Consider the following 13,213-nt stretch of genomic DNA (forward strand, 5'->3'; position numbering starts at 1 on the left):
TGTTCACCTATCGAAGCCTGACCTGTGACTTCAGCGCTACCCGCTCATGCCGCCACGGCGCAGACGCCAGCAGCACCCTGGTCGACGAGGGACTGGACTGAAGCCATGACAGAGTCCGGTCAACTCACGCTCATGCCACGGTCCGGCCACTGACCGCGTTCCTCGCGCATCGCGTTGATCTTCCGGGACGCCTTGAGGAACGAGTAGTCCGTGCGGCCGTCGTCGGCCGACGACGTGCGGGATTCCTTGTCCATGGTCAGGTGTCGCGAAAAGCTGTCCGGATCGTCCCCGAACTCGTAGCGGACCAGCTCCGCGTCCTCGGAGATCTTCCGGAAGTAGACGAGTGCGGCCACTACCACTCACCCTCAAAGTCTTCCCGCTTGTTCAGCGGTACGGAATTCTGCCAATTGTACGTTTCGTTGGCTACCCGATGCGCTTCCTGGTAGGTCGCTCCGGGGTTCTCCCGCAGGTAGGTGAGCTCAGCCAGCTCGTGCTCCAGCAGGAGTCTGTCTTCGGGCAGAGAGTTCCCGGCTCTCAAGCGAATCCACGCGTCTGCGATCTCCGCATCGGCGTCGAACTTGCGCACGACGACCTTTCCTGTTTCGTAGTCCTCGATGGGGTGTTCCGTGTCGAAGACATGCTTCTTGATCGCCGTGATCTCCTCCGAGGAGAATCCCGTCGCTCCATTGTCGCGAGCCAGCCCCTGCGTGTGATTTCTGATGGCGTCGATGTCCCGCGAGTCCCGCATGAAGTCCGCGTACGCGTCCTCGGCCCACCGTGTCTGGGCGGGATCGTCCAGGATGTCCCTCGGGCGCCTGCGGGCACCTGTCAGCCACTCGTCGGAGTGCCGGATCCCGGATCGGGCCACCCCTTCCAGTCCTTCCCGTGCGGCGACGCGGAGTCCCGCCCGAGCCCCGCCGAACCCCTTCGTACCGATCAGGTCCGGGACCAGCCGGCCCAGCCCTTCGCTGGGATCCTTGCTGAAGCTGTCGATGAGTGCTCCGGGGACGCGCTCGGGGTGGGCTGCCGTGGAGACGAGGCCCGCCAGCGTCATACTGACGTTCTGCTGGTACTCAGCCGGATGAGTCAGGTTGTAGGTGTCGAGCGGGTTGAGGCCGCGTACGAACGTGAGGAGCCCCGCCGTTCCTTTGACCACCCCGCCCACGAAGTGGTTGAACTCCACGGCGTTGGCCCCTCGCGAGTCGACCCACGAGGCCATGGCCCGGTCGAGCGGCGGCGGCTCGGCAGGCGCGTGCTCCGTCGCGGCCGCGATGGCCCGCTCAGCGGTGGCAGCGGCCGCGTTGCGCTGACGCCGTGCCTCCTTCAGCGTCTCGAAGGCCAGTTTGACGTCCGCCACACCCGGATCGCTGAACGGGGGAGGTTTCGGTCCCGGGTCACGGCCGGCCCGTACGGCCGCGTTGTAGCCGTCGACCTTGGAGTTGTAGGCGCTGACGGCGTCCTCGGACGCCTTCTTGCCCTTCTTGTACAGGTGGATCGCCTGTTGGGCCTGCCTCTGTGCCCACTCCACGGTCTCCGTGTAGCGGAGAAGCGCGTTGCCAGCGGCTTCACAGGCGTCGGCCGCCCGAAGCCAGTCCGCTGGATACATCGCGAACTTCTCCCGGAAGGCGTCGGCGGCCTGCCCCTTCCAGTGGCCTGAGTCCAGCGCGCGCATGCCCTGGCCAACGCGGTCGAAGGCTGCCTGGAAGTGCTTGAAGTGCGTCGCCGACTCCCGAAGAGCTGCAGGCGATCCGTGGATCAGCTCATTGGCCTGTTCCGTCTCATCGAGCTGCTGCTCACGTATCGAGGCCCCGAGATCGGAGGCGACATCATCGCCCCAATCCTCGACTTTGTCCGCCCAGTCGTGCGCGCCGACGTAGTCGAGCCCCTTCCCGGCCCAGTCGGTGGCCTGGTCGATACCCTCGCCCAGGGCCTTTTTACCGGTCTCCCAACCTTCCTCCAGCTTTCCCAGGCCCTTGTTGGCCAGCTTTCCCCAGTCCACCTTCAGCCCTCACCACCCTGCTGAGGCTTCGGCGGCGGCCCGACCATGTCCTCCACTGCGGCGTCCACCTCTTCGCGCATCCCCGTTGCGTCGATGAGCTGGTTGGGCAGGAGGATCTTGGAGCTGTTGAGGTCCCGGACGGTCCCCTTCCACGCCTTCTTGCTGTTCTCCGCGGCCCGGTCCAACGACTCCTGGCTGTAGTCGGCATCTCGGATCTGGGTGTAGGCGTTGTCCGAGAACACACCGCCCCAGTCCTTGGCGATGACCTCCTCCTCGGTGGCATACGGATTGCCCATCCCGGAGTTGACGAGCACCTTGAAGGAGCCCTGGATGTACTGATCCTGCTCATGCAGCATGCCTGCCGACAGCCCGACATTCGCCGCGAACGTGTTGCCCTGCTGCACCAGCGTCCGAACGCCCCACTCCCAGCGCGCGCAGAACGTGCCCAATGTGGTCGCCAGCCCCCCGTGGCCCGTCTCCATCCCGGACAGCGCGGTGTCGGCGAAACCTCGCCCCATACTCGCCATCCCCACCATGCCGAGCTCTTTGAGCTCCTCCAGCGCCTGGGTGATACCCAGTGCGATCTGCCCCAGCGCCTCCTTGGAGGAGCTGAGATCAGGTCGGTCGCCGCTCATGCCGCCTCCCCGTCAAGTGCCGCCTCATCCGGCACAATCCCGCGCACCGGCGGGAACACGGCCCCATCCGGCCCTGCGGCGTCCAGTGCCACGCCACACGGGAAGTCCAACACCGGTACAACCTCGTCCAGCAGCCGCGCACCGACCACCCGCCGGTACGACCACTTCCTGCCTTCGTCGCCCCGGGCGGCGGCGAAACGGGCCAGCGCCTCCTCATCCGAGAACGCACAGATCCAGTCCAGGCCCCCGAACTCGGCAGTCCACAGCCCGTCCCGCTCATCCAGCGGCACCAGCACCACGCGGCTGCGGAAGTCCGCCAGCCGCTCCAGTACCGCCTCCCGCACCTGCTCCACGGGATCGACCTCTGCTGGAAGCGCACGTGCAACCGGCGGCACCGTCGGCGTTGAAGCCGCCCGTTCGGCAGCCTCGGCCTTCAGCTGAGCCCATTCCTCCTCAAACCCCATCCAGAACCTCCGTCGGCTCGCTGGTCAGCTCCAGGCTGCCAGCCTGTCACCTCCTGGCTGTTTGAGCTGGACGTACCTCAGACTCATCAGGACTCGGCCGCACCGGGAGCCGGCAACGAGATGCTGACTGTTTGCTGGACGGACGTAGGCTCGAAGCCATGAGCCTGCGCCTGAGCACCGTGATCCTGCCCGTCGACCGCTGGCACGAGGCCGGCCGCGCCAAGTGGCAGCGCGCGGAGGACCTCGGCTTCCACACCGCGTACACCTACGACCACCTGTCCTGGCGGTCCTTCCGGGACGGTCCGTGGTTCGGTGCCCTGCCCACCCTCACCGCCGCCGCCACGGCCACCACGCGGCTGCGCCTGGGCACCCTCGTCACCTCGCCCAACTTCCGGCATCCGGTGACACTGGCCAAGGAACTGATCTCGCTCGACGACATCTCGGACGGTCGGATCACGCTCGGTATCGGGGCGGGCGGCAGCGGCTTCGACGCCACCGCTCTCGGGCAGGAGGCGTGGACGCCGAAGGAGCGGGCGGACCGATTCGGCGAGTTCCTGCCGCTGCTCGACCAACTGCTCACCGAAGAGGCGGTCACCCGGCGCGGTACGCACTACACCGCGAACGAGGCCCGCAACGTCCCGGGCTGCGTCCAGCGCCCCCGTCTCCCGTTCGCGGTTGCCGCCACCGGACCGCGCGGCCTGAAGCTCGCCGCGCGGTACGGGCAGGCATGGGTGACCACTGGCGATCCGAAGCTGTACGAGGAGGGGACCCCGGAGCAGTCGGTGGAGGCCCTGCGCGGACAGGTCGAGAAGCTCGGCAAGGCGTGCGCGGAGATCGGCAGGGCCCCGGGCGACCTCGACAAGATCCTGCTGACCGGCTTCACCCCGGACCGGGGCCGCCCGCTGGAGTCCGTGGACGCCTTCGTGGACTTCGCGGGGCGCCACCACGAGCTCGGCTTCACCGAGATCGTGGTTCACTGGCCGATCCCCGACTCGGACTTCGCCGCCGACCAGGCCGTCTTCGAGCGCATCGCCACCGAGGCCGCGGCCCAGCTTCGCCGACCTTGACGTCGACGGACGCCCAGGGTGCCGCCCCGAGCGTTCGGACGGTCCCGGAACCCCCGGAGCAGTGGAGCGGCCCTGCGGCGCGTCCGGCCGGGGCTGCTCGCCGCCCTCTGAAGGACGACGGGGGCCGGACGGCAGCGGATGACGGCGCCTTGATCAGGGCCTTGGTCGGCGCCGCGGTTTCATTCGCGGAACCGCAGGAACGAGGGCGGCACGGCGGCGGTGAGCCAGACGCCATTGGCGCTGACGCAGAACGTGTGGCCCGCACGGTGCATCGCGGCGGCGTCCACGGACAGGACGACCGGACGGCCGCGGCGTGCTCCGACCCGGGTCGCCGTCTCTCGGTCGGACGAGAGATGGACGTGCGTGCGGTTCATGGGGCGCAGGCCCTCGCTGCGGATGGCGTCCAGCACGCGGCCCACCGTGCCGTGATAGAGGTACGCGGGCGGCTCGGACGGTGGAAGACCGAGGTCCACCGGGACGGTGTGCCCCTGGCTGGCGCGGATACGGCCGCCTTCGACAGCGAAGCGCTGCTTGTCGTTGACGGCGACGACATGGTCGAGCTCGGCCCGGGTGAGGGTGAAGCCGTGGCGGGCCGTGGCGCGCAGCAGCTCGTCGATCGTCACCCAGCCATGGGCATCGAGCGTGATCCCGATCCGTTCAGGTTGGTGCCGCAGGTGCTTCGAGAGGTATTTGGACACCTTGACGGCGCGTTTCGCGTCCATGTCCTCAGCGTGCCTCGGCCACTCCCGGGGCGCATCCGCATTTCATAGCGATTCACTGAAGTAATTTTATTTGCCTCGGTAATTTTCCTTTCCCAGGTTTGATCCACAAGCAATGCGGCTTATCCACAGGGGAGTTGAGGATTCTGTGGACAAGTGAAGAGTGAATCAAGAGGTTTGATCAAGTTGCCCTGGTTCGCAGCTGGATGAGACGAGTGAGTCCATTGTCCTTGACTGCGCCTCTCGTTCGCTGGCGGCTGCTATGAACGCCGACACGTTCTCCGTACCAACCAGCCGACGGACACGGTTGATTGTCTCCCTCGGCAGGGCTACCTGAGCCGTCCTTGGTGTCGAAGCCGGAGAGTCGGGGAGCGTGTGCGTGCTCAGGCGGTGACGCAGGTGAAGGGTGGCGAACGTCCGCATGGCGCGGGCCAGTTCCGCCTCCACCGTCTGCTGGGCGAGCGGCCGTAGCCTGCGCACCATGGCGGCGGCCTCCGCCGCGTCCGCATCCGTGGGCGGGTGGTGATCCAGATAGCGCGCGAAAACGTACTCGTCCGTGAACTCAAGGAATCGTACGGCTATTTCCTCGACCTGGCCTCGAAGTTCCCGCAGATGCACGGAGATCGCGCTCAGCGGGACGCCGGCCGCGTGCAACTCCACGGCCACGGCGAGCTCCTGCGGGCTGGGGACCAGGAACTCGTCGTCCCGCCCCGGCACACGCTCCAGTACGCCGAGGTCCACCGCTTCGGCGACCGCCTCCTCGTCCGGGCTGTCGCCGAACCGCGCGTTCAGCTCGGCCCGCGTGATCCGGCCGGCCCGCTCGTCCGTCCACGGGCCGTGCACCTCGGCGACGAGTCCGAGCACGCCGCCCAGACCGCGTCCGGCGTCCCAGGCGTCCAGCAGCTCCTTGATGCTGGCCAGGGTGTAACCACGATCCAGCAGGTCCGCGATCTGCCGGAGACGGGCGAGATGGCTGTCCCGGTACACATTGGCCCGGCCGCGCCGCTCCGGTGTCGGCAGCAGACCGCGGTCCTGGTAGGCGCGGATCGTGCGGACCGTGGCGCCGCTGGCATGGGCCAGGTCCTCGATCCGGTATTCGGCGGCGGCCCGGCCGGCCTGCGCCGGCGCCGACTGTCCGGGGCCGGTCACAGCGGCGGCTTCATACGGGCGATCCCGCGCAGGGCGCCGGGACTGAACCGGGACAGGAGCCGGGCCCCGCGGGCCTCCGGGGTCACGGGCACGACGGCCCGGTCGCGTACCACCGCCTTGAGCACGGCATCGGCGACCCGCTCCGGAGGATAGTTGCGCAGCCCGTACAGCCGACTGCTCCGCTTCCGCAGCCGCTCTTCCTCCGTGGCGTCCGCGCCGGCGAAGCGCGCCGTCGCGGTGATGCCGGTGTTCACGATGCCGGGGCAGATCACGCTGACCCCGATCGACCGGTCGGCGAACTCGGCGCGCAGACATTCGCTGAGCATCAGCACGGCCGCCTTGGAGGTGCTGTACGCGGGCAGCGCCCGGGAGGGCTGATAGGCGGCGGCCGAGGCGATGTTGACGATGTGGCCGCCCTGGCCCCGTTCGGCCATCTGCCCGCCGAAGACGCGGCAGCCGTGGATGACGCCCCACAGGTTGACGTCCAGGACGTTCTTCCAGTCCTCGGCCGTGGTCTCCAGGAAGGAGCCGGACAGGCCGATCCCGGCGTTGTTGACCAGCACGTCGACGACGCCGCACTCGGCAGCGACCTTCTCGGCGAGCTTCTCCATCGCCTGCTCGTCGCTGACGTCCACCGCTTCGCCCCAGGCGGCCGGTGCCCCGATCAACCGGGCCATCTCCGCCGTCCTGGCCGCCCCCTCCGCGTCCCGGTCCACGGCCACCACCCGGGCGCCCGCCTCGGCGAAGGCGAAGGCGGTGGCCCGCCCGATGCCGCCCGCCGCACCCGTCACCACGACCAACTGCCCGGCGAAGCGATCCGCGTACGCACCGGTCGGCGCGGAGTCCCGCACCGGCCGGCCGCTCTCCCGGGCCGCTTCGCTGGCGGTGGCGAACTCGCTGATCCAGGAGGCGAGGCGGTCCGGCCTGGTGCGCGGCACCCAGTGCTTCGCGGGAAGCGTGCGCCGCACCGACTGCGGTGCCCACAGCTCTAGCTGGTCGTACAGCCGCTCCGAAAGGAAGACGTCGCCGGTCGGCGTGATCAGCTGGACCGGTACGTGCGCGTAGGCGTCGGTCCGGGGCCGGCGGAGCCGGGCCCGGACGTTGTCCCGGTAGAGCCAGGCGCCGTGCGCCGCGTCGTCGGGCAGGGACGGCGTCGGGTAGTCACCGGCGGGCACCTTCTCGATCCGCTGCAGTATCTGCGGCCATCGCCTGCCGAGCGGTCCTCGCCAGGCGAGCTCGGGCAGGACCGGCGTGTGCAGCATGTAGACGTACCAGGACTTGGCTCCCTGGCCGAGCAGTTGGCCCACCCGGCGCGGGGTGGGGCGGGTCATCCGCTGCTTGATCCAGTGCCCGAAGTGATCCAGCGAGGGCCCCGACATGGAGGTGAACGAGGCGATCCTGCCCTCGGTCCGCTTGACCGTGGCGAACTCCCAGGACTGGACCGATCCCCAGTCGTGCCCGACCAGATGCACCGGCCGGTCCGGGCTGACCGCGTCGACGACGGCCAGGAAGTCGTCGGTCAGCTTCTCCAGGGTGAAGCCGCCGCGCAGCGGCTCGGGCGCGGTGGACCGGCCGTGTCCGCGCACGTCGTACAGCACCACATGCCACTGCTCGGCCAGCTGCCGCGCCACATCGGCCCAGACCTCCTTGCTGTCCGGGTAGCCGTGGACGAGGACGATCGTGGGCCGTCCCTCGTCGCCCAACTCGGCCACGCACAGCTCGATTCCGCCCGTGCGCACCCAGCGCTCGCGCGCCCCCGTCAGACCCTTCGGACTCATGCCGCCACCCTCTCCTCGGCCCAGCGCCGCACGTGCGGCAGATCGTCGTCCAGCCAGAAGGCACTCTGTTCGGGGTCCTTGGAGTCGGTGACCACCAGGATCTCCTCGAACTTGGCGCCCGTACCCCGGAATCCGAGGTGGGGTTCGACCGCCCACAGGCCGGGCCGCGGCGGATGGTCGGAGAAGCGGTACGGGCTCCACAGCGGCGACCAGCCGTCGCGGTGACCGTGCAGCGCGTCGCTCAGCAGTCCCTTGAGCGACTGGGTGCCGAAGCCGAACACCTGCGGGGACCAGCGGCGTTCGGCGACCCGGTCGATCTTGTGGGCGATGACACCGAAGGGGTAGGCGCGATGCCGGTTCGCGTATCCCTGCTTGATCATCAGCCCGTCGACGTCCTCGTAGATCTCGCGCAGTGAGCGCCGCTCCCGGACCTCGCGCAGGATCAGCTCGCGGTGCGCTTCGAGGTCCGCGAGGAGCTTGTCGTGCAGAGGATTGGGCCCGAGGCAGCCGGAGTACCCGATATCGGCCGTGAACCCCTTGTACACCGGGGCCATGTCGAGGATGAACGGCATCCCCGCCTCCAGCCTCCGGTTGGTCGGAAAGAACTGCAGGGGCACTTTGAAACCGGCGAACGCCGTCCGGTCCCCGAACCAGGCGAACGGGAGGTGGAACCAGTCCCGGACCCCGCGCTCGCGCAACCAGTCGCGCTGCATCCTGGCCGCCTCGCGCTCGGTCACCCCCGGCGCGAGCCGGCCGGCGACCGCCTCGGCGCAGGCGTACGCGAGACGCTGCACCTCCGTGAACCCCCGTAGTTCCGAGGCCCGTTCGTCCTTCACTGCCGAAGCCATGCCACCGTCCGTTCCCTGCCGTGTGCGGTACGCGTCCGTAACGTGACACTGATGAATGTGACAATGCCCAGCGGCTGCGTCAAGAGGTGTGCGGAGACCTGTGGAAAACCCGAGTACGTCCCGCCCCGCCCGCCGGATCTCCCTCTAAGTGGTGGTCCCCCTACGGGCCTGTCCACCTGGAGTCTGACTCACGGTCCAACCCATGGGCTGATGTGCCGGTGTGGCCCGCGCCACTACCGTCGAGGCCGTGACTGTCATCGCGACCGAAAGCCTGAGCAAGCGGTTCCCCCGGGTGACCGCGCTCGACCGGCTCTCCCTGGACATCGGGCCCGGCGTAACCGGCCTGGTGGGGTCCAACGGAGCCGGCAAGTCCACATTGATCAAGATCCTGCTGGGCCTGTCTCCCGCCACCGAGGGCCGGGCCACGGTGCTCGGTCTCGATGTCGCCACCGAAGGCGCCGCCATCCGGGAGCGCGTCGGCTACATGCCCGAGCACGACTGCCTGCCGCCGGACGTCTCGGCCACCGAGTTCGTCGTCCACATGGCGCGGATGTCCGGTCTTCCGCCCACCGCCGCGCGCGAGCGCACGGCGGACACCCTGCGCCACGTCGGCCTGTACGAGGAGCGCTACCGCCCCATCGGCGGCTACTCGACCGGAATGAAGCAGCGGGTGAAGCTGGCCCAGGCACTCGTGCACGACCCGCGGCTGGTCCTGCTCGACGAGCCCACCAACGGACTCGACCCGGTCGGCCGCGACGAGATGCTCGGGCTGATCCGCCGCGTCCACACCGACTTCGGCATCTCGGTCCTGGTCACCTCGCACCTCCTGGGCGAGCTGGAGCGCACCTGCGACCACGTCGTCGTCATCGACGGCGGCACCCTGCTGCGTTCCAGTTCCACCAGCGACTTCACCCAGACCACCACGACCCTCGCGGTCGAGGTCACCGACAGCGACACCCACCCGGACGGCACGGACGCGCTGCGCCGGGCCCTCGTCCGAGCCGGCGTCGGCCTCGTGGGCCAGGACGGTCTCGACGGGCGGGGGCTGCCCGGCGCGGGCCACATCCTGCTGGTCGAGGCCACCGGAGAGGAGACGTACGACATCGTGCGCGACAGCGTCGCCGCGCTCGGACTCGGCCTGGTGCGGATGGAACAGCGGCGCCATCACATCGCCGAGGTCTTCCGCGCCGAAGCGGAGCCCCGGAACGGCGCCGGTACCACCGGCTCCCCGGACCGGAACGCGCCTGCCGGAACCTCGCGCGGCGCCGTCGGCACCGCGGACCTCAAGGGCCTCGCAGCGGAAGGGGAACGGCCGTGACGAGCACACAGACCGGAGCCGTGAGCGGGAGCGAAACCTCCCGGATCCACAACATCGGGTACCGCTCCTACGACGGCCCCCGGCTCGGCCGCGGCTACGCCCGCCGCTCGCTGTACTCGCAGTCCCTGCGAGGCTCCTTCGGCCTGGGGCGTTCCGCCAAGTCGAAGGTGCTGCCGATGCTGCTCTTCGGCGTGATGTGCGTGGTCGCGGCGATCATCGTCGCCGTTTCCATCTCCATCCCGGGCAGCACGGCCCTGCAGATCAAGTACACCTCGTACGCGATCTACATGCAGGCCGTCATCGGCCTGTTCATCGCCTCCCAGGCGCCGCAGTCGGTCTCCCGTGACCTGCGTTTCAGAAGTGTTTCGCTGTACTTCTCCCGGCCGATCGAGCACGTCGACTACGTCATCGCCAAACTGGCGGCCATGGCGTCCGCGCTCCTCATCCTCACCGGGGCGCCACTCGTGATCCTCTACGCGGGCGCGCTGCTCGGGAAGTTCGACTTCGTCGAGCAGACCAAGGGATTCGGACAGGGAATGGTGTCCGTGGCGCTGCTCTCCGTGCTCTTCGCCGGGCTGGGGCTGGTGATGGCCGCGCTGACCCCGCGCCGCGGCTTCGGAGTCGCCGCGGTGATCGCCGTGCTGACCATCTCCTATGGCGCGGTCTCCACGGTGCAGGCCATCGCCTGGCAGACGGGTGCCGAGGGGGCCGTCGAATGGCTGGGCCTCTTCTCTCCGATCACGCTGATCAGCGGCGTGCAGGCCGCGTTCCTCGGCGCCAGTTCGCCCTTCCCCGGCGGGGCGATCCCCGGGGCCGGGACCGGCGCGGTCTATCTGATCGTTGTTCTCGCGCTCGTCGCCGGCTCGTACGCCGTACTGATGCGCCGCTACCGGAGGGTCGGGCTGTGACCACCATCGAGATCGACCACACCTCGCGCTGGTTCGGCAATGTGGTCGCCGTCAACGACGTGAGCATGACGGTGGGGCCGGGCGTCACCGGGCTCCTCGGACCGAACGGCGCGGGCAAGTCCACGCTGATCAACATGATGGCCGGCTTCCTCGCCCCGTCCACGGGCACCGTCACGCTCGACGGCCGGGCGATCTGGCGGAACGAGGCGGTGTACAAGGAGATCGGCATCGTGCCGGAGCGGGAGGCGATGTACGACTTCCTGACCGGTCGCGAGTTCGTCGTCGCCAACGCCGAACTCCAGGGCCTGGGCGACGCGGAGGCCCGGCACGCGCTGGCCACGGTCGAGATGGAGTACGCGCAGGACCGGAAGATCTCCACGTACAGCAAGGGCATGCGCCAGCGCGTCAAGATGGCCTCCGCCCTGGTGCACGAGCCGTCGGCGCTGCTGCTCGACGAACCGTTCAACGGGATGGACCCGCGGCAGCGGATGCAGCTCATGGACCTGCTGAGGCGGATGGGGGCTGAGGGACGCACCGTGCTCTTCTCCTCCCACATCCTCGAAGAGGTCGAGCAGCTCGCCTCGCACATCGAGGTGATCGTGGCGGGACGGCACGCGGCGTCCGGCGACTTCCGGAAGATCCGCCGACTGATGACGGACCGCCCGCACCGCTATCTCGTCCGCTCCAGCGACGACCGCGCCCTCGCCGCCGCACTCATCGCCGACCCGTCGACGGCCGGCATCGAGGTGGACCTGGGCGAACGGGCCCTGCGCATCCAGGCGGTCGACTTCGGCCGTTTCACCGAACTGCTGCCGAAGGTGGCGCGCGAGCACGGAATTCGCCTTCTGACCGTCTCCCCGTCCGACGAGTCCCTCGAATCGGTCTTCTCCTATCTCGTAGCGGCCTGAGTAGTGGCCTGAAAGGAGCTGTGAAGCGTCATGTACGACCCCACAGTCGCCCGGCTCACCTACCGGGCCCTGCTCGGCCGCCGCCGGGCCGCCATCCTCTTCGTCCTGCCGGCGCTGCTGGTGGCCATCTCCGTGGCGGTGCGGATGTTCGCCGGCGCCGACGACCAGATCGCGTCGGACGTGCTGGGAGGCTTCGCCATCGCCACGATGGTGCCGCTCATCGGCGTGATCGCCGGGACCGGGGCCATCGGCCCCGAGATCGACGACGGATCGATCGTCTACCTGCTGGCCAAGCCGGTGAAGCGGCCGACGATCATCTTCACCAAGCTCATCGTGTCCATCGCGGTCACGATGGTCTTCTCCGCGCTGCCCACGCTGATCGCGGGCCTGATCCTCAACGGCAACGGCCAGCAGATCGCGGTCGCGTACACCGTCGCGGCGCTGGTCGCCTCGATCGCCTACAGCTCGCTGTTCCTGCTGCTGGGCACCGTCAGCCGGCACGCCGTGGTCTTCGGCCTCGTCTACGCGCTGGTGTGGGAGGCCCTGTTCGGCTCGCTGGTGCCGGGGGCACGCACGCTCAGCGTGCAGCAGTGGTCCCTGGCGGTCGCCGAGAAGACCGGAGGGGCCGGGGCGATCACCTCCGAGGTGGGGCTGCCGCTCGCGACCGTCCTGCTGATCGGGGTCACGGTGGTGGCGACCTGGTACGCCGGGCAGAAGCTGCGCACCTTGAAACTGGCCGGGGAGGAGTGAGCCGGGCGCCTCACCCGCGCCGCTCCCCGCCCACTTCCGTTCCCGAACCCGTTCTTGCTCCCCTTCTCGTCAACCCTCGCCCGTTGGGCGGGGGTTGACGCTTTTCAGACAAACCATGAGCTGAACCGCAGAGGCAGGCAGCGCTGATCCGGGGACCGTTCACGGCCCTTTCACGGCCCTTCGCCGTTGCCCGAAATCGAGTGGCGCCAAACGGCCTTCCCCGGCACAGTGGTTGGTGCGGCACGTGCCGGACGATCCCTGCGGGAACCGAGCCCCGGCATGGTGCGCGGCAACGACGGCGGTACGCCCGCACGTACGCCACAGGCCGGGAGAGGAGCGCGACGATGACCGACAGCCCGAGTCCGTCGAGTTCCCAGCAGGGTGGTCCCGAGACGGCACCGGAGTAGTCGCCGACGACTCCGACGTGCCGATCGGGGCAGGATGCCCGGGGCGGCTTCTTCGCGCCATCGAGCGCGGCCGCCCTCCCGGAGGATTGGCCGAGTGGTAAGGCAGCGGCTTGCTAAGTCGTCGTCGGGGCCGAGAACCCCGCGCGCGTTCGATCCGCGCATCCTCCGCAGAACGTGCCCGCGATGCCGGCGCCCGTACGGCCGGTACGGGGCCCTGCCCCGGTCGACGCGGCTTCCCTGCGCGCACCACCCCCGCAAGGAAG

Annotated in this window: 13 protein-coding genes and 1 tRNA gene; 6 read left to right on the plus strand and 8 right to left on the minus strand. The window is 69.1% G+C overall.

Going from position 1 to position 13,213, the window contains the following annotated elements; genetic code table 11:
- Nucleotides 1–119 precede the first annotated feature (119 nt).
- Genes ACIHCL_RS18205 through ACIHCL_RS18220 form a run of 4 tightly spaced genes read right to left on the minus strand, consistent with a single transcriptional unit; the run spans nt 120 to nt 3,098 of the window.
- Nucleotides 120–353: a hypothetical protein gene (locus tag ACIHCL_RS18205; protein WP_399862855.1), complete on the minus strand. Its 234-nt coding sequence runs from the start codon at nt 351–353 to the stop codon at nt 120–122.
- Nucleotides 353–1,999: a WXG100 family type VII secretion target gene (locus tag ACIHCL_RS18210; RefSeq protein ID WP_399862857.1), complete on the minus strand. Its 1,647-nt coding sequence runs from the start codon at nt 1,997–1,999 to the stop codon at nt 353–355. Before ACIHCL_RS18210 ends, ACIHCL_RS18205 begins: the two co-directional genes overlap by 1 nt.
- Nucleotides 2,000–2,001: 2 nt before the next feature.
- Nucleotides 2,002–2,634, minus strand: a complete 633-nt coding sequence (locus tag ACIHCL_RS18215) for a hypothetical protein (protein ID WP_399862859.1) — start codon at nt 2,632–2,634, stop codon at nt 2,002–2,004.
- The gene (locus ACIHCL_RS18220) at nt 2,631–3,098 is read right to left on the minus strand and encodes an SseB family protein (RefSeq protein WP_399862860.1); all 468 of its coding nucleotides are present in this window, start codon (nt 3,096–3,098) and stop codon (nt 2,631–2,633) included. The genes ACIHCL_RS18215 and ACIHCL_RS18220 overlap by 4 nt, the downstream gene beginning before the upstream one ends.
- A gap of 158 nt (nt 3,099–3,256) precedes the next feature.
- Here ACIHCL_RS18220 and ACIHCL_RS18225 point away from each other — a divergent pair, with 158 nt between their 5' ends.
- Nucleotides 3,257–4,165, plus strand: a complete 909-nt coding sequence (locus tag ACIHCL_RS18225) for an LLM class flavin-dependent oxidoreductase (protein ID WP_399862862.1) — start codon at nt 3,257–3,259, stop codon at nt 4,163–4,165.
- Between the two features lie 179 nt (nt 4,166–4,344).
- Here ACIHCL_RS18225 and ACIHCL_RS18230 read toward each other — a convergent pair whose 3' ends face one another.
- The 4 genes from ACIHCL_RS18230 to ACIHCL_RS18245 form a co-directional block, all read right to left on the minus strand.
- Complete coding sequence (locus ACIHCL_RS18230) at nt 4,345–4,887, minus strand: RNA 2'-phosphotransferase (RefSeq protein WP_399862864.1); 543 nt, start codon at nt 4,885–4,887, stop codon at nt 4,345–4,347.
- Between the two features lie 165 nt (nt 4,888–5,052).
- The gene (locus ACIHCL_RS18235; RefSeq protein ID WP_399862865.1) at nt 5,053–6,033 is read right to left on the minus strand and encodes a MerR family transcriptional regulator; all 981 of its coding nucleotides are present in this window, start codon (nt 6,031–6,033) and stop codon (nt 5,053–5,055) included.
- Nucleotides 6,030–7,811, minus strand: a complete 1,782-nt coding sequence (locus ACIHCL_RS18240; protein WP_399862867.1) for an SDR family oxidoreductase — start codon at nt 7,809–7,811, stop codon at nt 6,030–6,032. The genes ACIHCL_RS18235 and ACIHCL_RS18240 overlap by 4 nt, the downstream gene beginning before the upstream one ends.
- On the minus strand, nt 7,808–8,659 hold the full coding sequence (locus ACIHCL_RS18245) for a M24 family metallopeptidase (protein ID WP_399862869.1): 852 nt from the start codon (nt 8,657–8,659) through the stop codon (nt 7,808–7,810). Before ACIHCL_RS18245 ends, ACIHCL_RS18240 begins: the two co-directional genes overlap by 4 nt.
- A 247-nt stretch (nt 8,660–8,906) precedes the next feature.
- Between ACIHCL_RS18245 and ACIHCL_RS18250 the strand changes: the two genes are divergently transcribed.
- The 5 genes from ACIHCL_RS18250 to ACIHCL_RS18270 all read left to right on the plus strand — a co-directional run bounded on the left by ACIHCL_RS18250 (nt 8,907) and on the right by ACIHCL_RS18270 (nt 13,118).
- Complete coding sequence (locus tag ACIHCL_RS18250) at nt 8,907–9,977, plus strand: ABC transporter ATP-binding protein (protein WP_399862871.1); 1,071 nt, start codon at nt 8,907–8,909, stop codon at nt 9,975–9,977.
- Nucleotides 9,974–10,885, plus strand: coding sequence for an ABC transporter permease (locus ACIHCL_RS18255; protein WP_399862873.1), 912 nt, complete (start codon nt 9,974–9,976; stop codon nt 10,883–10,885). Before ACIHCL_RS18250 ends, ACIHCL_RS18255 begins: the two co-directional genes overlap by 4 nt.
- Nucleotides 10,882–11,793: an ABC transporter ATP-binding protein gene (locus ACIHCL_RS18260; protein ID WP_399862875.1), complete on the plus strand. Its 912-nt coding sequence runs from the start codon at nt 10,882–10,884 to the stop codon at nt 11,791–11,793. The genes ACIHCL_RS18255 and ACIHCL_RS18260 overlap by 4 nt, the downstream gene beginning before the upstream one ends.
- Nucleotides 11,794–11,823: 30 nt before the next feature.
- The gene (locus ACIHCL_RS18265) at nt 11,824–12,543 is read left to right on the plus strand and encodes an ABC transporter permease (RefSeq protein ID WP_399862876.1); all 720 of its coding nucleotides are present in this window, start codon (nt 11,824–11,826) and stop codon (nt 12,541–12,543) included.
- A gap of 487 nt (nt 12,544–13,030) precedes the next feature.
- Nucleotides 13,031–13,118 (plus strand) — tRNA-Ser (locus ACIHCL_RS18270).
- Nucleotides 13,119–13,213 lie beyond the last annotated feature (95 nt).

It is taken from the genome of Streptomyces sp. NPDC052042, from assembly GCF_044548345.1.
Taxonomy (GTDB): domain Bacteria; phylum Actinomycetota; class Actinomycetes; order Streptomycetales; family Streptomycetaceae; genus Streptomyces.

Coding starts and splice junctions, on each gene's coding strand:
- ACIHCL_RS18220 (WP_399862860.1), bottom strand. CDS start 3,098: ATGGGGTTTGAGGAGGAATGGGCTCAGCTGAAGGCCGAGGCTGCCGAA.
- ACIHCL_RS18230 (WP_399862864.1), bottom strand. CDS start 4,887: ATGGACGCGAAACGCGCCGTCAAGGTGTCCAAATACCTCTCGAAGCAC.
- ACIHCL_RS18215 (WP_399862859.1), bottom strand. CDS start 2,634: ATGAGCGGCGACCGACCTGATCTCAGCTCCTCCAAGGAGGCGCTGGGG.
- ACIHCL_RS18240 (WP_399862867.1), bottom strand. CDS start 7,811: ATGAGTCCGAAGGGTCTGACGGGGGCGCGCGAGCGCTGGGTGCGCACG.
- ACIHCL_RS18265 (WP_399862876.1), top strand. CDS start 11,824: ATGTACGACCCCACAGTCGCCCGGCTCACCTACCGGGCCCTGCTCGGC.
- ACIHCL_RS18225 (WP_399862862.1), top strand. CDS start 3,257: ATGAGCCTGCGCCTGAGCACCGTGATCCTGCCCGTCGACCGCTGGCAC.
- ACIHCL_RS18245 (WP_399862869.1), bottom strand. CDS start 8,659: ATGGCTTCGGCAGTGAAGGACGAACGGGCCTCGGAACTACGGGGGTTC.